The 25,184-nt window shown below is 72.7% G+C and carries 27 protein-coding genes; 14 read left to right on the top strand and 13 right to left on the bottom strand.

Going from position 1 to position 25,184, the window contains the following annotated elements; translation table 11 throughout:
- Positions 1 to 12: 12 nt before the first annotated feature.
- Together IEY87_RS21355 and IEY87_RS21350 are read right to left on the bottom strand one after the other, a co-directional pair.
- Complete coding sequence (locus IEY87_RS21355) at positions 13 to 933, bottom strand: glycosyltransferase (protein ID WP_189140491.1); 921 nt, start codon at positions 931 to 933, stop codon at positions 13 to 15.
- Positions 930 to 1,544: a D-glycero-alpha-D-manno-heptose-1,7-bisphosphate 7-phosphatase gene (locus IEY87_RS21350; RefSeq protein WP_189140490.1), complete on the bottom strand. Its 615-nt coding sequence runs from the start codon at positions 1,542 to 1,544 to the stop codon at positions 930 to 932. The genes IEY87_RS21355 and IEY87_RS21350 overlap by 4 nt, the downstream gene beginning before the upstream one ends.
- Before the next feature lie 174 nt (positions 1,545 to 1,718).
- Here IEY87_RS21350 and IEY87_RS21345 point away from each other — a divergent pair, with 174 nt between their 5' ends.
- From IEY87_RS21345 to IEY87_RS21305, 9 genes are read left to right on the top strand one after another with little or no spacing between them, the layout of a single operon-like run.
- Complete coding sequence (locus IEY87_RS21345) at positions 1,719 to 3,350, top strand: carbamoyltransferase family protein (RefSeq protein WP_189140489.1); 1,632 nt, start codon at positions 1,719 to 1,721, stop codon at positions 3,348 to 3,350.
- Entirely contained in the window at positions 3,347 to 4,372 is a 1,026-nt protein-coding gene (locus IEY87_RS21340) for a glycosyltransferase family 2 protein (RefSeq protein WP_225277222.1), read from the top strand. The genes IEY87_RS21345 and IEY87_RS21340 overlap by 4 nt, the downstream gene beginning before the upstream one ends.
- Positions 4,369 to 5,472, top strand: coding sequence for a glycosyltransferase family 9 protein (locus IEY87_RS21335; RefSeq protein ID WP_189140487.1), 1,104 nt, complete (start codon positions 4,369 to 4,371; stop codon positions 5,470 to 5,472). Before IEY87_RS21340 ends, IEY87_RS21335 begins: the two co-directional genes overlap by 4 nt.
- Complete coding sequence (locus IEY87_RS21330; RefSeq protein WP_189140486.1) at positions 5,469 to 6,668, top strand: glycosyltransferase; 1,200 nt, start codon at positions 5,469 to 5,471, stop codon at positions 6,666 to 6,668. Before IEY87_RS21335 ends, IEY87_RS21330 begins: the two co-directional genes overlap by 4 nt.
- Positions 6,669 to 6,670: 2 nt before the next feature.
- On the top strand, positions 6,671 to 7,219 hold the full coding sequence (locus IEY87_RS21325) for a D-sedoheptulose-7-phosphate isomerase (protein ID WP_189140485.1): 549 nt from the start codon (positions 6,671 to 6,673) through the stop codon (positions 7,217 to 7,219).
- Positions 7,216 to 8,613: a PfkB family carbohydrate kinase gene (locus IEY87_RS21320; RefSeq protein WP_308112950.1), complete on the top strand. Its 1,398-nt coding sequence runs from the start codon at positions 7,216 to 7,218 to the stop codon at positions 8,611 to 8,613. The genes IEY87_RS21325 and IEY87_RS21320 overlap by 4 nt, the downstream gene beginning before the upstream one ends.
- Complete coding sequence (locus tag IEY87_RS21315) at positions 8,610 to 9,284, top strand: SDR family oxidoreductase (protein ID WP_189140484.1); 675 nt, start codon at positions 8,610 to 8,612, stop codon at positions 9,282 to 9,284. Before IEY87_RS21320 ends, IEY87_RS21315 begins: the two co-directional genes overlap by 4 nt.
- Positions 9,275 to 10,147 (top strand): glycosyltransferase family 9 protein, encoded by an 873-nt coding sequence (locus tag IEY87_RS21310; RefSeq protein ID WP_189140483.1) that lies wholly within the window; start codon positions 9,275 to 9,277, stop codon positions 10,145 to 10,147. Before IEY87_RS21315 ends, IEY87_RS21310 begins: the two co-directional genes overlap by 10 nt.
- Positions 10,144 to 11,106 carry a UDP-glucuronic acid decarboxylase family protein gene (locus tag IEY87_RS21305; RefSeq protein WP_189140482.1) on the top strand — a complete coding sequence of 321 codons (963 nt, stop codon included), beginning with the start codon at positions 10,144 to 10,146 and terminating at the stop codon, positions 11,104 to 11,106. Before IEY87_RS21310 ends, IEY87_RS21305 begins: the two co-directional genes overlap by 4 nt.
- A gap of 206 nt (positions 11,107 to 11,312) precedes the next feature.
- Here IEY87_RS21305 and mshC read toward each other — a convergent pair whose 3' ends face one another.
- Genes mshC through IEY87_RS21280 form a run of 5 tightly spaced genes read right to left on the bottom strand, consistent with a single transcriptional unit; the run spans position 11,313 to position 15,226 of the window.
- Positions 11,313 to 12,536, bottom strand: coding sequence for a cysteine--1-D-myo-inosityl 2-amino-2-deoxy-alpha-D-glucopyranoside ligase (mshC, locus tag IEY87_RS21300; RefSeq protein WP_189140481.1), 1,224 nt, complete (start codon positions 12,534 to 12,536; stop codon positions 11,313 to 11,315).
- A gap of 10 nt (positions 12,537 to 12,546) precedes the next feature.
- Positions 12,547 to 13,197: an NRDE family protein gene (locus tag IEY87_RS21295; RefSeq protein WP_189140480.1), complete on the bottom strand. Its 651-nt coding sequence runs from the start codon at positions 13,195 to 13,197 to the stop codon at positions 12,547 to 12,549.
- Positions 13,198 to 13,220: 23 nt separating this feature from the next.
- Positions 13,221 to 13,985, bottom strand: coding sequence for an SCO1664 family protein (locus IEY87_RS21290; RefSeq protein WP_189140479.1), 765 nt, complete (start codon positions 13,983 to 13,985; stop codon positions 13,221 to 13,223).
- Entirely contained in the window at positions 13,982 to 14,530 is a 549-nt protein-coding gene (locus IEY87_RS21285; protein ID WP_189140478.1) for a DUF3090 domain-containing protein, read from the bottom strand. Before IEY87_RS21285 ends, IEY87_RS21290 begins: the two co-directional genes overlap by 4 nt.
- Positions 14,531 to 14,539: 9 nt before the next feature.
- Entirely contained in the window at positions 14,540 to 15,226 is a 687-nt protein-coding gene (locus IEY87_RS21280) for an MSMEG_4193 family putative phosphomutase (protein WP_189140477.1), read from the bottom strand.
- 64 nt (positions 15,227 to 15,290) lie between these two features.
- Between IEY87_RS21280 and IEY87_RS21275 the strand changes: the two genes are divergently transcribed.
- Positions 15,291 to 16,238 (top strand): aldo/keto reductase, encoded by a 948-nt coding sequence (locus IEY87_RS21275; RefSeq protein ID WP_189140476.1) that lies wholly within the window; start codon positions 15,291 to 15,293, stop codon positions 16,236 to 16,238.
- A gap of 126 nt (positions 16,239 to 16,364) precedes the next feature.
- Positions 16,365 to 17,225: a hypothetical protein gene (locus IEY87_RS21270; protein ID WP_189140475.1), complete on the top strand. Its 861-nt coding sequence runs from the start codon at positions 16,365 to 16,367 to the stop codon at positions 17,223 to 17,225.
- An 8-nt stretch (positions 17,226 to 17,233) separates the two neighbouring features.
- Here IEY87_RS21270 and fabI read toward each other — a convergent pair whose 3' ends face one another.
- Both fabI and fabG read right to left on the bottom strand, forming a co-directional pair.
- A complete protein-coding gene (fabI, locus tag IEY87_RS21265) occupies positions 17,234 to 17,998 on the bottom strand; it encodes an enoyl-ACP reductase FabI (protein ID WP_189140474.1) in 765 nt (254 codons plus the stop codon).
- A 1-nt stretch (position 17,999) separates the two neighbouring features.
- Positions 18,000 to 18,695, bottom strand: a complete 696-nt coding sequence (gene fabG / locus IEY87_RS21260; protein ID WP_189140473.1) for a 3-oxoacyl-ACP reductase FabG — start codon at positions 18,693 to 18,695, stop codon at positions 18,000 to 18,002.
- 77 nt (positions 18,696 to 18,772) lie between these two features.
- On the opposite strand from fabG, the gene IEY87_RS21255 reads away from it, so the two are divergent.
- On the top strand, positions 18,773 to 20,266 hold the full coding sequence (locus IEY87_RS21255) for a TldD/PmbA family protein (RefSeq protein WP_189140472.1): 1,494 nt from the start codon (positions 18,773 to 18,775) through the stop codon (positions 20,264 to 20,266).
- A complete protein-coding gene (locus IEY87_RS21250; RefSeq protein ID WP_189140471.1) occupies positions 20,266 to 21,636 on the top strand; it encodes a metallopeptidase TldD-related protein in 1,371 nt (456 codons plus the stop codon). Before IEY87_RS21255 ends, IEY87_RS21250 begins: the two co-directional genes overlap by 1 nt.
- Positions 21,637 to 21,822: 186 nt before the next feature.
- On the opposite strand, the gene IEY87_RS21245 is transcribed toward IEY87_RS21250, so the two are convergent.
- A complete protein-coding gene (locus IEY87_RS21245) occupies positions 21,823 to 22,833 on the bottom strand; it encodes a linear amide C-N hydrolase (RefSeq protein WP_225277221.1) in 1,011 nt (336 codons plus the stop codon).
- Positions 22,834 to 22,886: 53 nt separating this feature from the next.
- Positions 22,887 to 23,099: a dodecin gene (locus IEY87_RS21240; RefSeq protein WP_189140470.1), complete on the bottom strand. Its 213-nt coding sequence runs from the start codon at positions 23,097 to 23,099 to the stop codon at positions 22,887 to 22,889.
- A 99-nt stretch (positions 23,100 to 23,198) separates the two neighbouring features.
- Between IEY87_RS21240 and IEY87_RS21235 the strand changes: the two genes are divergently transcribed.
- Positions 23,199 to 23,513, top strand: coding sequence for a DUF3099 domain-containing protein (locus tag IEY87_RS21235; RefSeq protein WP_189140469.1), 315 nt, complete (start codon positions 23,199 to 23,201; stop codon positions 23,511 to 23,513).
- A gap of 313 nt (positions 23,514 to 23,826) precedes the next feature.
- Here IEY87_RS21235 and IEY87_RS21230 read toward each other — a convergent pair whose 3' ends face one another.
- Both IEY87_RS21230 and moaA read right to left on the bottom strand, forming a co-directional pair.
- Positions 23,827 to 24,084 (bottom strand): DUF6457 domain-containing protein, encoded by a 258-nt coding sequence (locus IEY87_RS21230; RefSeq protein WP_189140468.1) that lies wholly within the window; start codon positions 24,082 to 24,084, stop codon positions 23,827 to 23,829.
- Between the two features lie 86 nt (positions 24,085 to 24,170).
- Positions 24,171 to 25,160, bottom strand: a complete 990-nt coding sequence (moaA, locus tag IEY87_RS21225; protein WP_189140467.1) for a GTP 3',8-cyclase MoaA — start codon at positions 25,158 to 25,160, stop codon at positions 24,171 to 24,173.
- Between the last annotated feature and the right edge of the window lie 24 nt (positions 25,161 to 25,184).

Genomic DNA, 25,184 nt, shown 5'->3' with positions numbered 1-25,184 from the left:
GGCGTCCTGGGGTCATACCTCTTCGAGCAGGCGGTCCCAGTCGTCGAGGAACCTGGCGAGCCCGTATCGGGCCAGCGCGGCGGCCCGCGCGGCCTTGCCCGCCTGGGATGCGCGCTCGGGGTCGGACACGAAATCCGTCAGCGCCCGTACCAGCACGTCGGTCCTGGTGGACAGGACGCCGGCCTCGGCCGGCACCGCCTCGACGGCCTCGGTGGCGGCCAGCGCGACCACGGGCATGCCGAGCGTCATCGCCTCGATGAGCGCCAGCCCGAGCGAGGTCCACCGGTAGGGGTGCAGGTAGGCGCGCCGCCTGGCGAGCTCGGCGTGCATGCGGGCCTGCGGCAGATCCTCGTAGGTGCCGTACGGCAGGCCCTCGACCCGCATGCCGAACACGTCGAGCGGCACCTGGGCGGCGAAGCGGGGCAGCAGGTCGGTGCCGGCGACGCGGGTGCGCCTGACGGGCTCGTTCACCACGACGCCGGCTCGGGCCAGCTCGCCGGTGTAGAGGTGGCCGGGGTCGGGGATGCCGTGCTCGATCACCCGGGTGGGCGCCCGGCCGTTGTCCCAGAACAGCTCGTTGAAGTGGGTCACGTGCACCAGGGGGAGGTCGGTGCGCCCGGCGAGGGGGTGCCGGGTGCGGGGCACGTCGCCGCCGGGGGTGTTGTGCTCGACGTAGACGCCGGGCAGGTCGCGGCCGAGCCACTGGCGGGCCAGCTCCAGTTCGTGCGGGCGCTGGTAGACGACCAGGTCGAGGGGTTCGTCGCGGAGCCGGTCCCAGGGCACCTCGCGGGCGGTGACCGGCCAGTCGTAGGTGGCGGCCCGGCCCCGGCCGTCGGGCCCCCGGCCGGGGACGAGGGGCAGCGTGTAGTCGTGGCGGCCGCGTACGAACGAGGTGGTCCACGAGCCGTGGACGTGCCACAGCAGGATTCTCACCAGCGGTTCCAGCCGGTCGTCCGGGACCAGGTGGTCGAGGTTCCGACGGTCGTCCCCACGGTGACGGGGGTGGCGGTGACGGTGCCGGTCAGCATCCGGTCGACGGCGTCGAGCAGGTCGTCGGCCACCTCGGGGGCGCGCCCCACCTCCTCGCGCAGCGTCTGCGGGGTGGGCACCAGGATGCCGCGCGCGCCGGCGGCCCTGGCGGCGTCCATGTCGCGGCCGATGTCGCCCACCACGACGCAGTCGCGCGGGCTCACGTCGAGCACGGCCGCGGCTCTGATCACCAGTCCGGGCGCGGGTTTACGGCAGGTGCAGCCGTCGTTGTCGTCGTGCACGCAGATGGCCCAGGCGTCGAACGGCCCGAGCAACTGCTCGACCCTGGCGTTCACCTGCTCCATCTCGTCCGCCGTCAGCAGGCCCTTGGCGACGCCGGACTGGTTGGTCACGACCGCCACCGGCACGTCGGCCTGCCGCAGCCGGCCCAGCGCCTCCTGCGCGCCCGGCATGACCTCCACGCGCGCCGGATCGCCGTTGTAGGGGACATCCCTGATCAGGGTTCCGTCCCTGTCGAAGAGTACGGCTCCGGGACGTCGTTGTTCGAACACCATTCACCTCCGGCTCACGTCTTCGCCAGCTACCCGGGGGGCCACCCGGCAAACAACGCTACTCTCCGTGACCAACCCCAGGCGGTTCAGCCTGTTTTCACACCTCACGGGATGCCTCAGTGTTTGAGAGCCGCTTCTCTCGGTAGCGGTTCTCCATTCCTCAGGGGGAGGGGACCGATGAGATTTCTCGGCATCAACGCGATCTTCCACGACCCGGCCGCCGCTCTGGTGGCCGACGGAAAGGTGGTCGCCGCCGCGGAGGAGGAGCGCTTCAGCCGGCGCAAGCACGGCAAGCGGCCGCTGCCGTTCTCCGCCTGGGAGCTGCCGGAGCAGGCGGCCGCCTGGTGCCTGCGGGAGGCGGGGATCGGGCCCGAGGACCTCGACGCGGTGGCCTACTCCTACGATCCGGCCCTGGTCCGCCAGCGCCCCGACGGCGACTGGGAGGATCTGCGCACCAGGTACGCGGTGCGCGCGCCACTGTTCCTGTCCACGGCGCTGCCCGGTCTCGACCCGGCGCGGGTGCGTTTCGTGCCGCACCATGTGGCGCACGCCGCCTCGGCGGGGCTGGCCTCGCCGTGGCGCGACTGCGCGGTGCTGGTGTGCGACGGCCGCGGCGAGGACGTCTCCCACCTGGCCGGCCGCTACCGCGACGGTGAGCTGGAGGTGCTCGCCGCGCAACGGCTGCCGCACTCGCTCGGTCTCATGTACGAGGACGTGACCGAGCATCTGGGCTTCCTGCGCTCCTGCGACGAGTACAAGGTGATGGCGCTGGCCTCCTACGGCCGCCCCCGGCATCTGGACGCGCTGCGCGAGCTGATCCGCACCACGGGCGACGGCGGCTTCCACGTCGCGGCCATCGACTGGAACGGCTACGCCAAGGCGCTGGCCCGAGGCGAGCCGTGGACCGCCGACCACGCCGATCTGGCCGCCAGCGTGCAGGTCCGGCTGGAGGAGGTGCTGCTGGAGCTGGTCGGCTGGCTGCACGAGCGCACCGGGGAGCGCCGGCTGGCGCTGGCGGGCGGGGTGGCGCTGAACTGCGTGGCCAACACCCGGCTGCTGGCCGAGGGCCCGTTCGACGAGGTGTGGGTGCAGCCGGCCGCCGGCGACTCCGGCACCGCGCTCGGCGGCGCGCTGCACCTGGCGCAGGCCCACGGCGAGCCCGCCGCCCCCATGCCGGGCGCGGCGCTCGGCCGCGGTTTCACCGACGAGGAGCTCGGCGCCTGGCTGGACGTGGCCAGGGTGCCGCACTCCCGGCCCACCGACCTGGCCGCCGCCGTGGCCGCCGAACTGGCGGCCGACCGGATCGTCGCCTGGTTCCAGGGCAGGTCGGAGTACGGCCCGCGGGCGCTGGGCAACCGGTCGCTGCTGGCCCACCCCGGGCACGCCCGCAACACCGAACGGCTCAACGACGTCAAGGGGCGCGAGCAGTTCAGGCCGATCGCGCCGATGGTGCTGGAGTCGCGGGCCGCCGAGATCTTCGGCCGGGGCCCGACGCCCTCGCCGTACATGCTGTTCGTGCACGAGGTGCGGCCGTCGTGGTGCGCGCGGATCCCCGCGGTGGTGCACGTGGACGGCACCGCCCGCGTGCAGACGGTCTCCCCCGCCGCCCAGCCGCTGCTCGCCCGCATGCTCGCGGAGTTCGAGTCGCGCACCGGGCTGCCGGTGGTGGTCAACACGAGCCTCAACACCGCCGGGCGGCCCATGGTGGACGACCCGCGGGACGCGCTCGAATGCTTCGGCTCCTCCCCGGTGGAGGTGCTCGCCCTGGGGCCGTACCTGGTGCGGCGCGGGGAGGTGTTCGCCCGGTGATCACCGTCGTGATCCCGACGATCGGCCGCCCGAGCCTGCGGGCCACGCTGGCCGCGCTCGGGCCGGACGTGCCGGCCGTCGTCGTGGACGACCGCCCGGACGGCGCCGCGCCGCTGGAGATGCCGGAGCATGTACGGGTCGTCCGCACCGGCGGTCGCGGGCCCGCCGCGGCGCGCAACGCCGGCTGGCGGGCGACCGGCACGCCGTGGGTGGCCTTCCTGGACGACGACGTGGTGCCAGGGGACGGCTGGGCACGGGCCGCGTTTCAGGACCTGGCCGGTCTGGCCGACGACGTGGCGGGCAGTCAGGGGCGCATCGTGGTGCCGCTCCCCCGCGACCGCCGCCCCACCGACGCCGAGCGCCACACCGCCGGGCTGGTCGGCGCGAACTGGCCGACCGCCGACATGGCCTACCGCCGGGCGGCGCTGGAGCGGGTCGGCGGGTTCGACGAGGGCTTCCCGCGCGCCTACCGGGAGGACGCCGACCTGGCGCTGCGGATGTTCGAGGCGGGCTATCGGCTCGTCAAGGGGGCCCGGGTGACGGTTCACCCGGTGCGGGTGGACGGGTTCTGGTCGAGCGTGCGGTTCCAGCGGGGCAACGCCGACGACGCCCGCCTGCGCCGCCGCTTCGGGCCGGGCTGGCGGGAGGCCATCGGCGGCGGCCCCACCCGGCTACGCCGCCACGCGCTCACCACCGCCCTCGGCCTCACCGCCCTCGCCACCTACGCCCTTACGAGGCTCATGCCCAGCACAGCACCACCCCGTGGGCGCGCGCTGGGCGCCGGACCGGCCCCAGCGCCGCTCGTAGGGGCGGTGCCGGTCGCCAGGCCGGTCGTCGGGGCGGTGCTGGGGGTGGTGGCCGCCGCTGGGTGGATCGGGCTCACCGCGGAGTTCGTGTGGGCCAGGGTGGCGCCCGGGCCCCGGACTCCCCAGGAGGTGCTGCGGATGGTGGTCACCAGCGTCGTGATCCCGCCGGTCGCCTGCGCGCACCGGCTTCGGGGGGAATGGAGGGCACGGCGATGAACGGTCGCTTGGGGGTGCTGTCGCGAGCCAGACCGGCGGCGGGTGAGCCGGCCGCCCGGCGGCGACCCCGCCGGGAGCGGGTCCTCGTGGCCCGGCTCGACGACGCCGGGGACGTGCTGCTGGCCGGGCCCGCCGTACGGGCCGTACGGGAAGGCGCGCGTGAGGTGGTGATGCTGGCGGGCCCGAACGGCAGGGCGGCCGCCGAGTTGCTGCCCGGCGTGGACCGGGTGATCGAGTGGCGGGCCCCGTGGATCGACGGCGACCCCCCGCCGGTGGACCTCGGCCAGGTCACCGAGCTGGTCCGGCGGCTCGGCGGGATCGGCGAGGCGCTGATCCTCACCTCCTTCCACCAGTCGGCCCTCCCGCTGGCGCTGCTGCTGCGGCTGGCCGGGGTACGGCGGATCGCCGCGATCAGCAACGACTACCCGGGCTCCCTGCTGGACGTGCGCCACGTCGTGGACGAGAGCGTCGACGTGCCCGAGGCGGAGCGGATGCTGGCGCTCGCCCGCGCCGCCGGATTCGAGCTGCCACCCGGCGACGACGGCCGACTCGCAGTTCGCAGGCCCCTTCCGGATATCGGCCCCGTTCTGGGGAAGTCCCTGGGCGTCGGCGGCGCTGCCGACGCAGGCGCGTATGTCGTGGTACACCCAGGGACTTCTGCCCCCGCCAGGACCTGGCCGGCCGACAGGCACCGGCAGGCCGTGCGGGAGCTGGTAGAGGACGGCCATCGGGTCGTCGTCACCGGCAAGGAACGTGAGCTCACCGCCTTCGTCGCCCACGGGGTCGCCGTCGACCTGGGCGGCAGGACGACGCTGGGCCAGCTGGCCGCCGTGATCGAACGCGCCGGCGTGCTCGTGGCCGGCAACACCGGCCCCGCGCACCTGGCGGCGGCTGTCGGCACCCCCGTCGTGAGCCTGTTCGCGCCGGTCGTCCCCGCCGCGCGGTGGGCCCCGTACCGCGTGCCGACGGTGTTGCTCGGTGACCAGCATGCCCCCTGCCGGCTGAGCAGGGCGCGCACCTGCCCGGTCGCCGGGCACCCGTGCCTGTCGGAGGTGACCGGTGAGCAGGTGGTCAAGGCAGTGAGGGAGCTGACGCAGTGAAGATCGATCTCGTCTCCGAGCACGCGGATCCGCTGGCCACGATCGGCGGCGTCGACTCAGGCGGCCAGAACGTGTACGTGGCCAAGCTGGCCGCCGCGCTGGGCGCCCGCGGGCACACGGTGGTCGTGCACACCCGGCGCTCCGATCCGATGCGGCCCGCCACGGTGCGGCTCGCGCCGCGCGTCACGGTCGCCTACGTCCCGGCCGGTCCGGCCACGCCGCTGCCGAAGGACGAGCTCCCGCCGTACATGCCGGAGTTCACCGAGCGGCTGGCCGACCGCTGGGCCCGGCGGCGGCCGGACATCGTGCACGCGCACTTTTGGATGAGCGGCCAGGCGGCGCTGCGGGCCGCGCAGACGTTGCCGGTGGGGGTGCCGGTGGTGCAGACCTTTCACGCGCTCGGCGCGGTGAAGCGGCGCTGGCAGGGCGACGCCGACACCAGCCCGGCGCACCGGATCGAGACCGAGCGCGAGATCGGCAGGCGGGCGGACGCGGTGCTGGCCACCTGCGGCGACGAGGTGGACGAGCTGCGCGCCATGGGCGTGCCCGAGCAGCGCATCGCGGTCGTGCCGTGCGGCGTCGACGTGGACATGTTCCGCCCGCAGGGGCCGGTCGCGCCGCGCACCGGCGGGCCGATGGTGCTCAGCATCGGCCGCCTGGTGCCGCGCAAGGGCGTGGACACGGTGATCGCGGCCCTGCGGCAGCTGCCGGACGCCGAGCTGGTGATCGCGGGCGGCCGGGCCGACGACGAGGAGGCCGTACGGCTGCGGGAGCTGGCGGCCGGCTACGGGCTCGGCCACCGGGTGCACGTGATCGGCAGTGTGCCGCGCGAGCAGGTGCCGCCGCTGATGCGCGCGGCCGACGTGCTGGTCACGGTGCCGTGGTACGAGCCGTTCGGCCTGGTCCCCGTGGAGGCGATGGCGTGCGGCGTGCCGGTCGTGGCGTCGGCGGTCGGCGGGCATCTGGACACGGTGGCGGGCTGCGGTCTGCTGGTGCCGCCGCGCCGGCCCCGAGCGCTCGCCAGGGCGCTGAGGGAGGTCCTCGAGCATCCGGACCGCCGGCGGGCGCTCGGCGCGGCCGGGGCGCGCCGCGCTCGTGAGAGGTACGGCTGGCCGCGGGTCGCCGAACAGACCGAGACCGTGTACACGCAGGTCATCGACGGGCAACTGGGCCGTCTGACCGCTCTGGGGGGTTAGCCATGGACACGCACCTGCGCAAGCTCCGCGCCGCCCTGACCCAGGTCGACGGCCACGCGGTCACGGTTCGCGCCTGGGGAGGAAAGCTCGCGGGCGTGCTGTCGGCCGGAGGCAGGCTGCTGGCCTGCGGCAACGGCGGCTCGGCGGCGGAGGCCCAGCATCTGACGGCCGAGCTGGTCGGCAGGTTCCGGGCCGACAGGCCGCCGTACGCGGCGATCCCGCTGCACGCCGACAGCTCCTCGATGACCGCGATCGCCAACGACTTCGGCGCCGAGGAGGTCTACGCCAGGCAGGTGCGCGCCCACGGCCGCCCCGGTGACGTGCTGGTGTGCCTGTCGACGAGCGGCGTCAGCGCCAACGTGCTCGCCGCCGCCCGCGCGGCCCAGGAGCACGGCATCCTCGCGTGGGCGCTGACCGGCCCGGCGCCGAACCCGCTGGCCGGCCTCTGCGACGAGACGGTCGCCGTGCCCGCCGACGACGCGGCGACCGTACAGGAAGTGCATCTGGCGATGATCCACATGCTCTGCGACGCGGTCGAGGAGGCGCTGTGACGGGTCAGCGGCGGAGCGCGGACCTCCGCCACGGCGCCCCGGGCAGGGGCCGGCCCGTGCTGGGGCCGCTCGTGGTCATCGGCGACACGCTGCTGGACGTGGACGTCGAGGGGGACACCGACAGGCTCTGCCCGGACGCGCCCGTCCCGGTGGTGGACGTCGCCGCCGAGCACGCCCGCCCCGGCGGCGCGGGCCTGGCGGCCCTGCTCGCCGCCCGCGACGGCGCCGAGGTGGTGCTGATCACCGCGATCGGCGACGACCCGGCCGGCCGCCGCCTGTGCGGCCTGCTGTCGGACGAGCTGGATCTGGTACGGCTCCCGCTGCGCGGCGGCACCGTGCACAAGACCAGGATCAGGGCCAGGGGGCAGACGCTGCTGCGCCTGGACACCGGCGACGGCACCGTCGGCCAGGCCCCCGAGCACGCCAAGGCGGCCGAGGCGGTGGCCAGGGCCGGTGCGGTGCTGGTCGCCGACTACGGCAGAGGCGTCGCCCGGCTGGCGCGCGCGCTGCTGCCCGGCCGCGGCGTGCCGATCGTCTGGGACCCGCACCCCCGAGGCGACCGGCCCGTGGCCGGGTGCACGCTGCTGACGCCGAGCGAGGCGGAGGCCGAGCTGCTCTGCCCCGCCCCCTACGCCGGCCCCGACCGGGCGGCCCGCCGCCTGGTGCGGGAGCTGCGGGCCGGGGCGGTGGCCGTCACGCTGGGCACCCGCGGCGCGGCGCTGGCGCTGGCCGACGGCTCGCTCACCCAGATCCCCGCCCCCGTACGGGCCGGCGGCCAGGACGTGTGCGGAGCCGGCGACCGGCTGGCGAGCGCCGCGGCGCTGGCGCTGCGCGCCGGGGCGACCGTGCGGGAGGCGGTCACCCTCGGGGTGGGCGAGGCCTCCCGCTTCGTCCAGCGCGGCGGCGCCGCCGCGGTCCGCGTCCAGGAGCAGCGGCTCGGCGACCGGCCGCGCAGCGCGGTCGAGGTGGCCGAGCTGACCCGGGCCTCCGGCGGCCGGCTGATCGCCACCGGGGGCTGTTTCGACCTGCTGCATGCCGGGCACGTCAGCCTGCTACGGCGGGCCCGGGCGCTGGGCGACGCACTGGTCGTCTGCGTCAACTCCGACGACTCGGTCCGCAGGCTCAAGGGCCGCAGCAGACCGGTCGTGGACGCCCTCGACCGGGCCGAGGTGCTGCGCGCGCTGAGCTGCGTGGACGCGGTACTGGTGTTCGACGAGGACACCCCCGCCCGCGCGATCGAGCTGCTCCGCCCCGACGTGTGGGTGAAGGGCGGCGACTACGCGGGCGGAATCCTGCCCGAAACCGAGGTCCTGGACCGGCTGGGCGCGCACACGGTCGTGCTGAGCCTGCTGCCGGGACGTTCGACCACCAATGTGATCAGGGAGATCCGATGAACGTTCTCATCACCGGCGGCGCCTCCGGGCTCGGCCTGGCCACCGCCGAGGCCGTCGAGAAGGAGGGCTGGCGGCCGCTGGTCGTCGACGTGCGCGCCGGCGACCAGCGCTTCGAGCACGTCACCGCCGATCTGGCCGACCGGGGCCAGGCCGAGCGGGCGGTGCGGGAGCTGGCCGAGCGGGCCGGCGGCCTCGACGCCGTGGTCACCGCGGCGGGCATCGACGCGTGCGGCCGGCTGGAGGACGTGCCCGCCGACGACTGGGAACGGGTGATCCAGGTGAACCTGCTGGGCACGGCCGCGGTCGTACGGGCGGCGCTGCCGTACCTGAAACGGACCCGCGGCCGGGTCGTCACCTGCGCGTCCACGCTGGGCCTGCGCCCGCTGAGCGACGCCTCTGCCTACAGCGCGTCCAAGTTCGGCGTCGTCGGGTTCACCAGGGCGCTGGCGGTGGAGCTGCGCGGTGAGGTGGGGGTGACCCTGCTGGTGCCCGGCGGCATGCGCACCGCCTTCTTCGACGGCCGGGCCGAACAGTACAGGCCGGGCCCGGAAGCGGGCCTGAACGACCCCGCCGACGTCGCCGCGACCGTGGTGTTCGCGCTCGGCCGGCCCGTCGGCTGCGAGATCAGGGAGCTCGTCATCTGCCCGGACACGGAGACGTCATGGCCCTAGAGCTGCTGGCGCTGCGCGGGCTGGGGCTGGGCGACCTGCTCACGGCCGTTCCGGCGCTGCGCGCGCTGCGCCAGGCCTTTCCCGAGCACCGGGTCACGCTCGCCTGCCCGGCCGGCCTGGACGCGCTGCTGCCGTTGATCGGCGCGGTGGACGACCGCCTCGACGTGTCGGGGCCGGGTCCGGTGCCGTTCGAGCGGCCCGACCTCGCGGTCAACCTGCACGGCAAGGGCCCGCAGAGCATCGACGCGCTGCGCCGTACCGGACCCGGCACGCTGATCAGCCACGGCGTGGGGCCGCCGTGGCGGGACGGCGTGCACGAGGTGCGGCGCTGGTGCGACCTGCTGGAGTGGTACGGCATCGCCACCGACCCGGAAGACCTGACCCTGGGCATCTCGGACAGGACAGGACCGGTGATCGTGCATCCCGGCGCCGCCTTCCCGGCCCGCCGCTGGCCGCCGGAGCGCTTCGCCGCGGTCGCCTCGGTACTGGACGACGTGGTCGTCACCGGCAACGCCGAGGAGGTGGGGCTGGCCCGGCGGGTGGCCGAGCTGGCCGGGCTGCCGGACGAGCGGATGCTGGCCGGTCGCACCGACCTCGCCCGGCTGATCGAGCTGGTCAGCCGGGCCCGGCTGGTCGTCTGCGGCGACACCGGCGTCGCGCACCTGGCCACCGCGTTCTGCGTGCCGTCGGTGGTGCTGTTCGGGCCGGTGTCACCGGCGCTGTGGGGGCCGCCACCTGGCTGGCGGCACGTGGCCCTGTGGGCGGGCCGCAAGGGGGACCCGCACGGGGCCCGGATCGATCCGGGCCTGCTGAAGATCGAAGTTTCCGAAGTCGTCGATGCCGCTATGGAGGTAACGTCATGAAGGCGCTTGTCACCGGCGGAGCCGGGTTCCTCGGCTCCCACCTGTGCGAGCGGCTGCTGGCAGAGGGGGCGGACGTGGTCTGCATGGACAGCTTCCTCACCGGTGGCCCGCGCAATGTGGAGCATCTGATCGACCGGCCGTCGTTCCGCATCATCGAGTGCGACCTGACGGGGTATGTCCACGTGCCCGACCGGCTGGATCTCGTGCTGCACTTCGCCTCGGCCGCCTCGCCGGCCGACTACCTGCGCTACCCGATCGAGACGCTGCGCGTCGGCAGCGTCGGCACGCTGCACGCGCTCGGCCTGGCCAGGGAGAAGGGCGCCAGGTTCGTCCTCGCCTCGACCAGCGAGGTGTACGGCGACCCGCTGGAGCATCCGCAGCGCGAGACGTACTGGGGCAACGTCAACCCGGTCGGCCCGCGCAGCGTCTACGACGAGGCCAAGCGCTTCGCCGAGTCGCTGACCACGGCCTACCGCCACTCGCGCCGCACCGACACCGGCATCGTGCGGATCTTCAACACCTACGGGCCCCGGATGCGGCCCTTCGACGGCCGGGCCATCCCGACCTTCATCCGGCAGGCCCTGCTCGGCGAGCCGATCACCGTCACCGGCGACGGCTCGCAGACCCGCTCGATCTGCTACGTCGACGACACCGTGCAGGGGATCATGGCCATGGCCGGGAGCGGCTTCGACGGCCCGGTGAACATCGGCAACCCGGGTGAGCTCACCATGCTGGAACTGGCCATGATGATCAAGGAGTTGAGCGGGTCGTCGTCGCCGATCGCGTTCATCGACCGGCCGACCGACGATCCCCGGGTGCGCAGGCCCGACACCACGCTGGCCGCCGAGCGGCTGGGCTGGCAGGCGCGGGTGCCCGCGCGGGAGGGGCTGCGCAGGACCATCGAGTGGTTCGCGACGGAGCTGAAGGGCTACCGCCGGCTGACTGCGTCACCCGCCTGACACCCGCACTCTCACCACCGGCCGGCCGCAGCACCCGCCTGACACCCGTGCCCACACCGCCGGCGGGCCGCGGCCCCGGCCCGACACCCCGCCCGCACCGCCGGCTGGACCGAGGTCCGGCCGTCGGGTGAGGGCGCGCCTCTTCGGGCCGGCCGGTCAGAGCTCCAGGCCGAGAAACGCGCTGGCCAGGTTGGGGCGCCGGCCGGTCAGAGCTGCAGGCCGAGGAGCGCGTCGGCCAGGTCGCGGACCAGGCCGGGCGCCGAGGCGTCCGTGCCCTGGCCGGCCGTCGCCCGCGCCGCCCAGGCGTCGATCGCGGCCAGCGCGCCGGGCGCGTCCAGGTCGTCGGCCAGCCGCTCGCGGACCTCGGCCAGCAGCTCGTCGGCGGGCGGGGCGGCGGCGAGCGCCGTCGCCGCCCGCCAGCGCTCCAGCCGGGCCTCGGCCGCGGTGAGCTGGTCGGGGGTGTAGGCCCAGTCCTCGCGGTAGTGGTGGGCGAGCAGGACGAGCCGGACGGCCATCGGGTCGTGCTCGGCCCGCAGTTTGGAGACGAACACCAGGTTGCCCTTGGACTTCGACATCTTCTCGCCGTCGAGCGCCACCATGCCCGCGTGCGTGTAGAACTTGGCGAACGGCCACTCCCCCGTGGCGGCGTGCCCCTCGGACGCGCCGCACTCGTGGTGCGGGAAGATCAGGTCGGTGCCGCCGCCGGCCACGTCGAAGCCGGCGCCCAGGTTGTCCAGGGCGATCGCGGTGCACTCGACGTGCCAGCCGGGCCGGCCCTTGCCGAGCGGGGAGTCCCACGCGGGCTCGCCGGGCCGCTCGGCCCGCCAGAGCAGCCAGTCGAGCGGGTGCCGCTTGCCGGGCTTGTCGGGGTCGCCGCCGCGCTCGCCGAACAGGGCCAGCATCGTCTGCTCGTCGTAGCCGGACACCTGCCCGTACTTGGGGGCGTCGGCGACGCTGAAGTAGACGTCGCCGTCGAGGGTGTAGGTGACGCCCTTGGCCGCCAGCTCGGTGATGAGCCCGGCCACCCGGTCGATGACCTCGGTGACGCCGACGTACTCGCGGGGCGGCAGGATGCGCAGCGCCTCCATGTCCGTGCGGAACAGCTCGATCTCCCGCTCGGCCAGGCTCTGCCAGGCGACGCCGGTCTGCTCGGCCCGCTCCAGCAGCGGATCGTCGACGTCGGTGGCGTTCTGCGTGTAGTGGACCTCGTGGCCCGCGTCCCGCCACAGGCGGCCGACCAGGTCGAAGGCGAGGTAGGTGTTGGCGTGGCCCAGGTGGGTGGCGTCGTAGGGGGTGATCCCGCACACGTACATCGTCGCGACCGGCCCGGGATCGCTCTGCCGCACCTGGCGGGCCGCCGTGTCGTAGAGCCGCAGCGGGACGCTCACGCCGGGCAGTGGGGGGACGTTGGGGGCGGACCACGATCTCATGTCTTTGAGCCTATCCGTCCTGATCAGATGTCATGTCGGTGAAGTCGTAGTTCACGCCGTCTGGGGTGAGGGTGAGCAGGGTGACGCAGAGGGTGGCGAAGACGCGGCCGTCGGAGAGCTCGTGCCGGACGATCAGCGCGGCGGGGTCGGCGGAGGGCGGATCGGTGATGAGCTCTCGCCAGTCGGTGTCGCCGGCGAATCTCGGCTGGAAGGCGGCGATGCGGTCGTTCGCCGGGTCCAGCCCGGTGTTGACGATCATGCTGGTGCCCTCGGGCAGCTCACTGACGGCTAGCCGTTCCCCGTCCCAGCTGAACAGCCGCGTCCGGGCCAGGTCGGCGAGCACCAGATGAAAGGGGTCGTAGCGGGTGAGGTCCAGCTCGGGAAGGTCGCCCGCGGTCACGGCGAGCAGCGGCAGCCCGCCACGGGAGATCTTCGTCGTCTCGGGTGCGGCGCGGCCGTGCCCGTTGAGCAGCGCCGCCGCGCGGCGGGCGGCGGGGTCCACGGCGAGCCAGGTGCCGCCCGCCTTGAGGTCCAGGCCGCCGATCACGCCCGGATGATCGGGCCAGTGCTCCCCGGGGCCCTCCCAGGGCCGATCGGTGAACTCGTCCCGCACACCCATCAGGGTGAGCGGCTGCCCTGTTTTCACGATCACCGTGCACATGGGGCAAAGCGTACAAAACCGGTTTAGATGGGTGGCCAGGGGATGGCAGGCCAGCCCTCCGAGGGGGACGGATGCACGCCGGTGTCGAGCAGCCGGCGCACCCGCTGCCAGGTGGCCTCCACCTCCGCCAGCGTGAGCAGGTCGCGCAGCCTGCGGCCGAGCGAGCCGGACTCCAGGTCGCGCTCCAGCTTGGCGAGCACCGCCACCGCCTCGCGGGCCAGCGGCTTGCCCCGCCACTGCCACAGCACCGTGCGCAGCTTGTCCTCGGCGGCGAAGCAGACGCCGTGGTCGACGCCGTAGACGTGGCCGGTGGGCAGCGGCAGCAGGTGGCCGCCCTTGCGGTCGGCGTTGTTGACCACCGCGTCGAACACCGCCATCCGGCGCACCACCGGGTTGCGGCTGCGCACCAGCCGCATCAGGTCGACCTCACGCTCGGTGTCGATCCAGAGCTGGCACATGCCGGGCCCGAACGGACCCTCGCGGTAGACCGTGGGCGGCACGATGTGCCAGCCGGTCGCCTGGGACACCTCGAAGGCGGCCACCTCGCGGGCGGCCAGGGTGCCGTCGGGGAAGTCCCACAGCGGACGCTCGCCGCGCACCGGCTTGTAGACGCAGGCCGCGCTCCGCGTCCCGAGCTTGACCGAGCAGTAGAGGGTCATGTTGGTGGCCTCGACCAGGCGGCCGGCCACCTCCAAGGTGCCGTCGCGCAGCAGCTTGAGGGTCTCTTCCTCATCCATGGCCGACGGGGGCGCGGACCTGGTGACAGGCTCGCTCTCGGGAGCGGTCATGAAGCCGCCTCACCTCCGCGGTAGCCGTTGAGGCGGACACAGACGTGTCCCCCGGCGTCCAGGGGTTGCGCGCACAAGGGGCACGGCGGGCGCCCGGCCGCGACGACCTTGAGCGCCCGCTGCGTGAACGCGCGGGCGGCCCCGGCGCTGATCCGCACCCGCAGCATCGCGGGCTCGGGCGCTTCGAGGTCCTCCTCGTCGATGACCTCCTGCGCCTCGATGACCACCTGCGAGGTGTCGGGGTCCCAGGCCAGCGCCATGGTGCCGACCCGGAAGTCCTCCGCCAGGGGCGCTTCGAGGGGGGCGTCGTCGGAGAGATCGGCCGGCGCCATGGCGGGCACATGGGCGGCGCCACCGCTGCGCCGCAGCACCTCGTCCAGCAATTCGTCCAGCCTGCTCGCGAGCGCGGCCACCTGGAGCTTCTCCAGCGCCACGGTGGTCAGTCTGCCCTCGGCCCTGGCCTGCAGAAAGAAGGCGCGCGCACCTGGCTGCCCGAGGGCGCCTGCCACGAACCTCTCTGGTGGGTCGTAGTCGAAGACCGGCATAGCCTGACCTTACGTGGTTCCGGGCCCGCCGCCGACGGCGGCATCGCTCCCGGTGGTGTTTTCTCCCCCGTCTTTCTCCTCCGAATCCTCGGGGAGCGCCAATTCCCCCATATCGTTAAGCCTGAGAATAAAGGGGCGCAAGGGGGCATAGCGAATGACGGTGAGGGCTGCCGGATCAGCTGTAATCCGCTGAAAATGATCGAGGTGGAGTCCCAGCGCGTCGGCGACGATCGCCTTGATCACATCCCCGTGACTGCACGCCAGGTAGACACTCTTCTCCCCCAGGCGGCTATTCCACTCCCGGACCGCGGCGACCGCCCGGTGCTGCATCGCGGCCATCGACTCGCCCTCGGGGAAGGTCGCGGCGCTCGGATGCGCCTGCACCTTCCCCCACAGCGGCTCCTTGGCGAGCTCCTTCAGCTCGCGGCCGGTCCATGAGCCGTAGTCGCACTCCAGGAACCGTTCGTCCGTCGTCACCGTCATGCCCCGCCCCGCGGCGACGGCCTGGGCCGTCTCCTGGCAGCGCTCCAGGGGGCTGGAGACGATGGCGTCGAGCCGGACGGCCGCGATCCGCTCGGCCAGGGCGGCCGCCTGCGCCAGGCCCGCCTGGCTGAGATGGACACCGGGAGTGCGGCCGGCCAGGACCGGCCCGGTGAGGTCGGTGAGCCCGTGGCGGGCCAGAAGCAGGGTGGTCACCCGACAAGTGTCTCAGGCGTGGATCACGGCGTTTCCCCCGCCTGGACGGTAACCTGGCGGGATCATGGAGCAGCGCTATGTCGGCCGCAGCGGTCTGTCGGTGTCCCGGATGGGCCTCGGCACGATGACGTGGGGGCGTGACACCGACGCCGACGACGCGGCGGCGCAGCTGCGCACGTTCATGGACGCGGGCGGCACGCTGGTGGACACCGCAGACGTCTACACCGGCGGCGACGCCGAGCGGCTGCTCGGCCGCCTGATGCGCGACTCGGTGCCGCGCACGGAGCTGGTGATCTCCACCAAGGCCGTGGTGACGCCGCTGGGCCGCAGGCCGCGCGACGCCTCCAGGCGGCACCTGATCGCCGCCGTCGACGACTCGCTCAACCGGCTCGGCCTCGACTACGTCGATCTGTGGCAGCTGCACACCTACGACTCCGAGGTGCCGCTGGAGGAGACCATGGCCGCGCTGGACGCGATCGTCTCCTCGGGGCGGGCCATCTACGCGGGCGTCTGCGACTACACCGGCTGGCAGCTCGCCGCCGCGGCGGTGACCCAGCGGGCGATCCCCGGCCGCATCCCGGTCACGGCCGTCCAGGCCGAATACTCCCTGCTGGCCCGCGATCCCGAGCGTGAGCTGCTGCCGGCCGCCCAGCACACCGGCGTGGGGGTGCTGGCCTGGTCACCGCTCGGCAGGGGCGTGCTGACCGGGAAATACCGCACCGGCATCCCGTCCGACTCACGCGCGGCCACCCCGCACTTCGCCGAGTTCGTCCGCCCCTACCTCGACGAGCGCAGCCGGCGGGTGGTGGAGTCGGTGATGACCGCCGCCGAAGGGCTGGGCGTCTCGCCGCTGGCGGTGGCCCTGTCCTGGGTGCGCGACCAGCCCGGCGTGTCCTCGGCCATCGTCGGCGCCCGCACACTCGCCCAACTCAAGGGCACGCTCCTCGCCGAGGACATAGTGTTGCCGATAGAGATCCGAGAGGCTCTGGATGATGTGTCGTCGCCCGACTGACGGCCAACGAGAGTCGCACTCGCGTATCACTAGTCGATACCGAATCGCAACTTTAGCGGGAAATCGCCTGCATCATATGGCCCAGTCCATCAGGATTTCCTCCGAAGGCTACGCAGGAGGGGACGGATGGGGAGCAGGACCGCGATCTCGGCCGGGATTCTCGCGGTAGCGATGGCGACCGTCGCGGTGGCCGCGCCGCCCGCGACGGCCCTGGCCGGGGACTGCGAGCGCGGCGGCGGCCTGCTCTCGGGAGTGACCGACGGCCTGTGCGACACCCTCGACGCGGTCACCGGCACGGTCGACGACCTGACCGGCGGCCTCACCGAGCCCGTGACCAAGGGGCTCGACAAGACCACCGACACCGTGCTCGGCAAGGTCGGCGAGGCGGTGCCGACGTCGCGGCCCTCCTCCGGGCCGGACCTGCGCTCGTCCCGGCCCAGCCCCTCGGCCAAGCCGAGGCGGACAGAGCTGCTGCCGGAGACGCTCAGCGAGATCTGCCTGCCGGTGCTGGCCTGCGAGGATCACGAGGTGCCCGACGGCACCCCCACCCCCGCCCCCACGGCGGAGCCGCGCCAGTCGGACACGACCACCCCCTCGCCGGACGCCGAGCGTACGGCTCGCGACGACCGTGAGTACGCCGAGGTGGCGCCCACCGACGCCGGCACGCCGCCCGACACCCAGCCGCACACGCTGCAGGAGCGCAAGCCGGTCGCCGAGCGGCGAGCCGACCCCGAGGACCTGCGCTTCGACCTGCTGTGGCCCAACCCGTTCGCCGATGAGCTGGCGCTGCCGGTGCACAAGCAGCGCATCCTGCGGCCCAGCGCCCCCGCCTCGGACGTCGTCGGCACGGCGCTGACCATCATCCTGCTGGCCACGGCGGTGCTGGCCACCCGCATCGTGCAGCAGCGCAAGCAGCGCAGCGAGCAGCCGGACTCGATCCCGTTCGAGCCGGCCAGGCAGGGCAACAGCCGCCACCGCCTGGCCTGAGCAGCGGCTTAGCCGCCGATCGCGTGGACGCCGCCGTCCACGTGCACGATCTCGCCCGTGGTGGCGGGGAACCAGTCGGACATCAGCGCCACGCACGCCCTGGCGGCGGGCAGGGTGTCGGACAGGTCCCAGCCGAGCGGGGCCTTCTCCGGCCAGCTGTCCTCGAACTCCTTGAAGCCGGGGATCGACTTGGCCGCCATCGTGCGCAGCGGGCCGGCGGCCACCAGGTTGGCGCGGATGCCGTGCTTGCCCAGGTCGCGGGCGAGGTAGCGGTTGCAGGACTCCAGGCCGGCCTTGGCCACGCCCATCCAGTCGTAGACGGGCCAGGCCCTGCTGGCGTCGAAGTCGAGGCCGACGACCGCGCCGCCCTGCTTCATCAGCGGCAGGCAGGCCACCGCCAGCGACTTGTAGGAGTAGGTGGACACGTGCAGGGCCGTCGCGACGTCCTCCCACGTGGTGTTGAGGAAGTTGCCGCCGAGGGCGGTCTGCGGCGCGAAGCCGATCGAGTGCACCACGCCGTCGAGGCCGTCGACGTGCTCGCCGACGCGGGTGGCCAGGCTGTCGAGATGCTCGGTGTTCTGGACGTCGAGCTCCAGCACCGGCGCCTTCTCCGGCAGCCGTTTGGCGATCCGCTCGACCAGGCTCAGCCTGCCGAACCCGGTGAGCACCACGGTGGCGCCCTCCTCCTGGGCCAGCTTGGCGACCGAGAACGCGATGGAGGCGTCGGTCAGCACACCCGACACCAAGATCCGCTTACCTTCGAGGATGCCCATGTCAGTGCCCCATTCCGAGTCCGCCGTCGACGGGGATCACGGCCCCGGTGATGTAGGAGGCGTCGTCGCTCGCCAGGAAGCGGACGACGCGCGCCACCTCGCCGGGGGTCGCCTGCCGCCCCAGCGGGATGTTCTTGACGATGGCCTCGGTGTCGAGGTCGGCCGTCATGTCGGTGGCCACGAACCCGGGTGAGACCACGTTGACGGTGATGTTGCGCGAGCCGTACTCGCGGGCCATGGAGCGGGCGAAGCCGACCAGGCCGGCCTTGGAGGCGGCGTAGTTGGTCTGCCCGGCCTGGCCGGACAGGCCGACGACCGAGGAGATGAGGATGACCCGGCCGCGCTTGAGCTTCATCATGGGCCGGATGGCCCGCTTGGCGACGCGGTAGGCGCCGGTCAGGTTGGCGTCGATGACGTCGGTGAAGGTGTCCTCCTTCATCATCGCCAGCAGGGTGTCCTTGGTGATGCCGGCGTTGGAGACCAGAACCTCGACCGGGCCCTGCTCGGCCTCGACCTTGTCGAAGGCGGCCTCGACGTCGGCCATGCTGGTCACGTCGCACCTCACCCCGAACAGGCCGTCCGGCGGCTCTCCCGATCGATAGGTGACGGCGACGGAGTCGCCGGTCGCGGCGAGTTCGCGGGCGATCGCGAGGCCGATGCCGCGATTGCCTCCGGTGACGAGTACAGAGCGTGCCATGACAGACGACGCTATCTCCTACCCGCCGGTATCCGCTTGTCCGGGGGAGACAAGATCACGGCACTAGGATCGTGGACATGCGCCAGATCGATGCCGATTTCCTCGCGCTGCCGCTCAGGCGGCTCGCGGACGCCGCCCTGCAACGCGCCCGTGAGCTGGGGGCCGAGCACGCCGACTTCCGGCTGGAGCGTGTCAGAGCCGAGACGCTCAGCCTCTACGACACCAGATTGGAGGGTGCCTCCGACGCCGACGACCTGGGTTACGCCGTCCGAGTCGTCAAGAACGGCACCTGGGGGTTCGCCTCCGGCATCCAGCTGACTCCTGAGGCGGCCGTGCGGGTCGCCGAGCAGGCGGTGCGGGTCGCCGAGGTGAGCGCGCCGATCAACACCGAGCCCATCGAGCTCGCGCCCGAGCCCGTGCACGCCGACGTCACCTGGGTGTCGGACTACGACGTGGACCCGTTCGAGGTGCCCTCGGCCGACAAGGTCGCGCTGCTGGCCGACTGGTCGGCCGGGCTGCTCAAGGGCGCCGACCACGTCTCGGCCCGGCTGCTGCAGGTCAAGGAGCAGAAGTTCTACGCCGACACGGCCGGCACCGTCACCACCCAGCAGCGCGTACGCGTGCATCCGAAGCTCAACGCGATGAAGGCCTCCGCGTCGGGGTTCGACGACATGTCGACGATCGCGCCCCCGGTGGGCCGCGGCTACGAATACCTGACCGGCACCGGCTGGGACTGGGCGGCCGAGCTGGCCAAGCTGCCGGAGCTGCTGGCGGAGAAGCTCGCCGCCCCGTCGGTGGAGGCGGGCGACTACGACCTGGTGGTCGACCCGTCCAACCTGTGGCTGACGATCCACGAGTCGATCGGGCACGCCACGGAGCTCGACCGGGCGCTCGGCTACGAGGCCGCCTACGCCGGCACCAGCTTCGCCACCTTCGACCAGCTCGGTGAGCTGGTCTACGGCTCCTCGTCGATGAACGTGACCGGCGACAGGACCGTCACCCACGGGCTGGCCACGGTCGGCTTCGACGACGAGGGCGTCCAGGGGCAGAGCTTCGACATCGTCAAGGACGGCGTCCTGGTCGGCTACCAGCTCGACCGCCGGATGGCGCTGATGAAGGGCCTCGGCAGGTCCAACGGCTGCGCCTTCGCCGACTCCCCCGGGCACATGCCGATCCAGCGGATGGCCAACGTCTCGCTGGCGCCCGACCCGGACGGGCCGGCCACGGAGGAGCTCATCTCCGGCGTCGAGCGGGGCCTCTACATCGTCGGCGACAAGAGCTGGTCGATCGACATGCAGCGCTACAACTTCCAGTTCACGGGTCAGCGGGCGTACCGGATCTCGCACGGCCGGCTCGCCGGGCAGGTCCGCGACTTCGCGTACCAGGCGACGACGACCGACTTCTGGCAGTCCATGGAGGCCGTCGGCGGCCCCGGGACCTACGTGCTGGGCGGCGCCTTCAACTGCGGCAAGGGCCAGCCCGGCCAGGTCGCGCCGGTCAGCCACGGCTGCCCCTCCGCGCTGTTCAGGCGCGTCCGGATCCTCAACACCGTTCAGGAGGGTGGTAAGTGATGACTCCCCAGGAGATGGTGGAAAGGGCCCTGGAGCTCTCCACGACCGACGGATGCGTGGTGCTCGTGGACGAGGAGTCCACCGCCAACCTGCGCTTCGCCGGCAACACTCTGACGACCAACGGCGTGGCCCGCTCCAGCCGGCTCACCGTGATCTCGATCGCGGGACAGGGCGTGGGCGTCGTCTCGCGCGCGGCCGTGCGCCCCGAGCAGCTCGCCGACGTGGTGGCCGCCGCCGACGCCACCGCCCGCGACGCGCAGCCGGCCGAGGACGCCCGGCCGCTGGTCGAGGGCGGGCCGGCGAGCGCGGGCTGGGACGCGCCGGTGACGCCCACCGACATCGAGGTGTTCCAGAGCTTCGCGCCCGCGCTCGGCGAGGCCTTCGCCGCCGCCAAGGCCGGCGGCAGGAAGCTGTACGGTTTCGCCGAGCACACGCTGACCTCGACCTTCCTCGGCAGCTCCACCGGCCTGCGGCTGCGCCACGACCAGCCGACCGGGCGGCTGGAGCTCAACGCCAAGTCCGCCGACCTCAAGCGCTCGGCGTGGACCGGGGTGGCCACCCGAGACTTCACCGACGTGGACGTGGCCGTGCTCGACGCCTCGCTGGCCCGGCGCCTCGACTGGGCCAAGAACCGGGTGGACCTGCCGGCGGGCCGCTACGAGACGCTGATCCCGCCGAGCGCGGTGGCCGACCTGATGGTCTACCTGTTCTGGTCGGCGCAGGCCAGGGACGCCGTGGACGGCCGCTCGGTCTTCGCCAAGCCGGGCGGCGGCACCCGGGTGGGCGAGCGGCTGGCCACCTTGCCGGTGACGCTGGCCAGCGACCCGGCGGCGAGCGGCATCGGCTGCGCGCCGTTCGTCATGGCGCACTCCTCCAGCCGGGAGAGCTCGGTGTTCGACAACGGGCTGCCGCTGGCGGCGACCGACTGGATCAAGGACGGCCGGCTGGAGGCGCTGCTGCAGACGCGCTACTCGGCCGAGCTGAGCGGCCTGCCGGTGACGCCCGCCGTCGACAATCTGATCATGAAGGGGCCGGAGGACGGCCGCTCCCTGGAGGAGATGATCGCCTCCACCGAGCACGGCCTGCTGCTCACCTGCCTGTGGTACATCCGCGAGGTCGACCCGCAGACGCTGCTGCTGACCGGCCTGACCCGGGACGGCGTCTACCTGGTCGAGCACGGCGAGGTGGTGGGCGAGGTGAACAACTTCCGGTTCAACGAGAGCCCGGTCGACCTGCTGGGCCGCGTGACGGAGATCGGCGCGGCCGAGCAGACGCTGGCCCGCGAGTGGGGCGACTACTTCACCCGCACCGTCATGCCCGCCGTACGGGTGCCCGACTTCAACATGTCGACGGTCAGCCAGGCGAGCTGAGCGAGTCGCCGACCGCATGCCGAGGGTCGGCCAGGCGAGCTGAGCGAGTCGCCGACCGCATGCCGAGGGTCGGCCAGGCGAGCTGAGCGAGTCGCCGACCGCATGCCGAGGGTCGGCCAGGCGAGCTGAGCAGGCCGCCTGGCACCTGCCTGACGGCCGGCCAGGCCGCCTGGCCCCTGCCGGCGGTCAGCCGGGCGGGCCGACGGTGAGCTCGTGCACCCGGCTCCACCGCTGGCCGGTGACGAGCCGGGCGGTGCCCGCCTTCATGTCGTAGACGATCGACCAGCGGGTGTGCGGCTGGGCCACCTGGCGCAACAGGTCGAGGGCGTCGGTCTCGGTGCCGATGCCCTCGGCCAGGGTGCCGTAGCGCGAGTCGGCCATCCGGGTGCGGCGGTCGGCGCCGGCCATGGTGATGTTGGTGAGGATCCGGTCGTCGATGACGTGCAGCCTGCCGCCGCCGTACTCGACGACCACGGACCGGCCCGACCGGTCGGCGATCAGATAGTGCACCTGCGGCCCGTCGGTGAACTCCACGTCGTAGCGGCGCATGAGGGCGACGGCCTCGTCCACGGTGGCGGCGCGGTCGAGCATCAGCCGGATGATGCGCGTGGTGCCCACCAGGGTGCGGCCCGGCGTCCTGGCGGGCAGCTCGGCGTCCGGCACCTGGGCCAGGCCGACGGTGAGGCCCTGGTCGTTCATGCCGTCGAACGGCAGGAGCACCGCGTGCCCGAGCCGCCGCCGGTCGGCGGCGTCCTTCAGGTCGGGCGCGCCACCGTCGAGCACGTACGAGACGTCCGACAGCGACAGCGAGGCGTAACCACCGGGCGGGCTGACGCGCACCACCATGGCCGGGTTCGGGTCCCAGTCGAAGTTTCTGCCGAACTCGGTGCCCCGGACGAACAGCGAGCAGGCCCAGTCGTCGTCGCGGCGGGCGAGCTCCGGGTCGGTGAGCGGCGCCTCGGCGTCGTAGTCGCCGTGGTAGGTCATCTCGTAGAGCGGCAGGTCGTCCACCTGCCGCAGGCTGCGCACCGTGCGCGCGATCTCGTCGGAGTTCTGGCGTAACACCCCTGACCCCTGCTCGTCCGCGGACTCCTGGGCCGGGTGCTGAGCTGCGGGTGTCCGCCCCGAGCAGGCCATGACCGCGGGCATGATGAGGACGAGCAGTGCCGACAACACCCCCGCCGTACGGCTGCGCATAGTCGCAGTTTGTCGTCTGACGCCTGATCTGTCACCCAGGTGGCCCCAGATGTCTAGGAGTCCTCCAGCCGGAACCCCACCTTCAGGCCGACCTGAAAGTGCGCCACCTCTCCCCCTTCGATGTGGCCGCGCACCTCGGTCACCTCGAACCAGTCGAGGTGCCGCAGCGTCTCGGAGGCCCGCCTGACCCCGTTGCGGATGGCCTGCTCCACGCTCTCCGCCGACGTGCCGACGATCTCGGTCACTCGGTATGTGCGATCCGTCATCTCCACATCCTCCTTACTCCACGGCCATGATCGCATGACCTGCGCCGATGTACGGGAGCGCCGTCATGGGCGGTTCGTCCGAGGTCTACCGTGGGAAGTATGAAAGGTTGGCGCAGGAACAAAGATGTCCACCAGGTCACGGATGCCAGGCCGTCGCTGACCGCGGACATCCACCGGCGCGAGATCAGTTACCTCATCAAGATGGGGATCCGCACGATCTGCCTGATCCTGGCGGTGGTGCTGCCCCTGCCGTGGCCCTACCGCATGCTGTTCATCGCGGGCGCAGTTCTTTTGCCATACATAGCCGTAATCGGAGCCAATGAGAGAGGCGCGGACGCCCCTCCTCCCACCTTTCACAGCCCTGGAGATGACCAAAGTGAGATACCGATGCACCGACGCGAGATCGGGTCGTGACTAAGTCTTGACGCATCCCACGGGTTGTAGGTGTACGCTTTAGACAAGCGCTCCGGTCCCCCGTCGGAGCGCTGGTGCCGGCGTTCCGGGCCCCCGTCGGAACGCCGATGAAGCGACGCCGGGTGGTTTGCCCCCGTAACCACCCGGCGTTGCCCCTTTTCTGGGCAAAACGTGGATCTAAATGATCTGTCTCGTTACAGGGCGCAGTCGGATAGGGCCGCTTTCCCGAAATCGTTTACACCCCGCCTTCCCCACATTTCACAGGAAACGTTCAGGTTCGGGCGGGGCTTGATAGCGACAGTTCGTGCAAATGTCAGCTGTCGGTCAGTGTCTCCTTCGTGGCCTGGCTCCAGTTGCCGGCCAGCGTCGTCAGCCGCGCCACCGCGTCGTCAGGCGCGGTGCCCGCTCCCTGGGCCAGTCCGAGCAGATAGGCCGTCAACGGCGCGGCCGGCCTGGCCACCCCGTGCGCCACCTCCTTGGTCAGCTCCAGGACCAGGTCCCGGTCCACCCGGGCGGGGTCCACGCCCAGCTCCTTGCAGGCCAGCGCGGTCCACTCGGCCAATACGTTCATACGAGCCTCCTCGAGATCGTCCCCAGTGTCGCAGTGTCGAACCAGGTTTACCTCAGGGCGGACGCGCGCTGGCCCGTCCCCGGCCGCTAGCCGCCGATCGCCGACATCGGGCGGGACGGCTGGAGGAAGCTGGGGTCGTCGATGCCGTGGCCGGCCTTCTTGCGGGTGACGGCGGCGATCCACCGCTCGGCCAGCTCGTCGTCGCTCGCGCCCGCGCGCATCGCGGCCTTGAGGTCGGACTCCTCGGTGGCGAACAGGCAGTTGCGGATCTGCCCGTCGGCGGTGAGGCGTACGCGGTCGCAGGCGGCGCAGAACGGCCGGGTGACCGAGCCGATCACGCCCACCCTGCCGGGGCCTCCGTCGACCAGGAACCGCTCGGCGGGGGCGCTGCCGCGCTCCTCCTGGTCGTCGGCCGTCAGGTCGAACGAGGCCGACAGCAGCTTGAGGATCTCGTTGGCCGTGACCATGGTGTCGCGGCTCCAGCCGTGCTGGGCGTCGAGCGGCATCTGCTCGATGAACCGCAGCTCGTAGCCCTGCTCCAGGCAGTAGCGGAGCAGCGGTACGGCCTCGTGCTGGTTGACCTCGCGCATGAGCACCGCGTTGACCTTGACGGGGCGCAGACCGGCGTCGTGGGCGGCGGCCAGGCCGGCGATCACGTCGGGGAACCTGTCACGGTGCGCGAGCCGCTTGAAGGTGTCGCGGTCGAGGGTGTCGAGGGAGACGTTGACCCGGTCCAGTCCGGCGGCGGCCAGCGGGGCGGCGACGCGGGCCAGGCCGATGCCGTTGGTGGTCAGGGACACCTGCGGCCGGGGCCGCAGCGCGGTGGTCCGGCCGACGATGTCGACGAGCTCGCGGCGCAGCAGCGGCTCGCCACCGGTGTAGCGCACCTCCTGGATGCCGAGCCGTTCGACGCCGATCGTCACCAGCCTGACGATCTCGTCCGCGGTGAGGAGCTGCGCGTTGGGCAGCCACTCGAGTCCCTCGGGGGGCATGCAGTAGGAGCAGCGCAGATTGCACTTGTCCGTGAGGGACACCCGCAGATCCGTCGCCACCCGTCCGAACGAGTCTCGCAACATGGGGCGTCACCTCCTGTCGTTCTC

The sequence above is a fragment of the Nonomuraea glycinis genome (genome assembly GCF_014646515.1).
Classification (GTDB): domain Bacteria; phylum Actinomycetota; class Actinomycetes; order Streptosporangiales; family Streptosporangiaceae; genus Nonomuraea; species Nonomuraea glycinis.
The sequence above is the reverse complement of the archived record's forward strand: the minus strand, read 5'-3'. Positions and strand labels throughout refer to the sequence as shown.

What these genes read in the sequence shown, in the direction of transcription:
- IEY87_RS21350 (WP_189140490.1), bottom strand. Translation starts at nt 1,544, where the DNA reads ATGGTGTTCGAACAACGACGTCCCGGAGCCGTACTCTTCGACAGGGAC.
- IEY87_RS21310 (WP_189140483.1), top strand. Translation starts at nt 9,275, where the DNA reads ATGGCCCTAGAGCTGCTGGCGCTGCGCGGGCTGGGGCTGGGCGACCTG.
- IEY87_RS21240 (WP_189140470.1), bottom strand. Translation starts at nt 23,099, where the DNA reads ATGACGGATCGCACATACCGAGTGACCGAGATCGTCGGCACGTCGGCG.
- fabG (WP_189140473.1), bottom strand. Translation starts at nt 18,695, where the DNA reads ATGGCACGCTCTGTACTCGTCACCGGAGGCAATCGCGGCATCGGCCTC.
- IEY87_RS21275 (WP_189140476.1), top strand. Translation starts at nt 15,291, where the DNA reads ATGGAGCAGCGCTATGTCGGCCGCAGCGGTCTGTCGGTGTCCCGGATG.
- IEY87_RS21345 (WP_189140489.1), top strand. Translation starts at nt 1,719, where the DNA reads ATGAGATTTCTCGGCATCAACGCGATCTTCCACGACCCGGCCGCCGCT.
- fabI (WP_189140474.1), bottom strand. Translation starts at nt 17,998, where the DNA reads ATGGGCATCCTCGAAGGTAAGCGGATCTTGGTGTCGGGTGTGCTGACC.
- IEY87_RS21245 (WP_225277221.1), bottom strand. Translation starts at nt 22,833, where the DNA reads ATGCGCAGCCGTACGGCGGGGGTGTTGTCGGCACTGCTCGTCCTCATC.
- IEY87_RS21230 (WP_189140468.1), bottom strand. Translation starts at nt 24,084, where the DNA reads ATGAACGTATTGGCCGAGTGGACCGCGCTGGCCTGCAAGGAGCTGGGC.
- IEY87_RS21285 (WP_189140478.1), bottom strand. Translation starts at nt 14,530, where the DNA reads ATGCCGGTCTTCGACTACGACCCACCAGAGAGGTTCGTGGCAGGCGCC.
- IEY87_RS21290 (WP_189140479.1), bottom strand. Translation starts at nt 13,985, where the DNA reads ATGACCGCTCCCGAGAGCGAGCCTGTCACCAGGTCCGCGCCCCCGTCG.
- IEY87_RS21315 (WP_189140484.1), top strand. Translation starts at nt 8,610, where the DNA reads ATGAACGTTCTCATCACCGGCGGCGCCTCCGGGCTCGGCCTGGCCACC.
- mshC (WP_189140481.1), bottom strand. Translation starts at nt 12,536, where the DNA reads ATGAGATCGTGGTCCGCCCCCAACGTCCCCCCACTGCCCGGCGTGAGC.
- moaA (WP_189140467.1), bottom strand. Translation starts at nt 25,160, where the DNA reads ATGTTGCGAGACTCGTTCGGACGGGTGGCGACGGATCTGCGGGTGTCC.
- IEY87_RS21305 (WP_189140482.1), top strand. Translation starts at nt 10,144, where the DNA reads ATGAAGGCGCTTGTCACCGGCGGAGCCGGGTTCCTCGGCTCCCACCTG.
- IEY87_RS21335 (WP_189140487.1), top strand. Translation starts at nt 4,369, where the DNA reads ATGAACGGTCGCTTGGGGGTGCTGTCGCGAGCCAGACCGGCGGCGGGT.
- IEY87_RS21295 (WP_189140480.1), bottom strand. Translation starts at nt 13,197, where the DNA reads ATGTGCACGGTGATCGTGAAAACAGGGCAGCCGCTCACCCTGATGGGT.
- IEY87_RS21325 (WP_189140485.1), top strand. Translation starts at nt 6,671, where the DNA reads ATGGACACGCACCTGCGCAAGCTCCGCGCCGCCCTGACCCAGGTCGAC.
- IEY87_RS21250 (WP_189140471.1), top strand. Translation starts at nt 20,266, where the DNA reads ATGACTCCCCAGGAGATGGTGGAAAGGGCCCTGGAGCTCTCCACGACC.
- IEY87_RS21235 (WP_189140469.1), top strand. Translation starts at nt 23,199, where the DNA reads ATGAAAGGTTGGCGCAGGAACAAAGATGTCCACCAGGTCACGGATGCC.
- IEY87_RS21255 (WP_189140472.1), top strand. Translation starts at nt 18,773, where the DNA reads ATGCGCCAGATCGATGCCGATTTCCTCGCGCTGCCGCTCAGGCGGCTC.
- IEY87_RS21270 (WP_189140475.1), top strand. Translation starts at nt 16,365, where the DNA reads ATGGGGAGCAGGACCGCGATCTCGGCCGGGATTCTCGCGGTAGCGATG.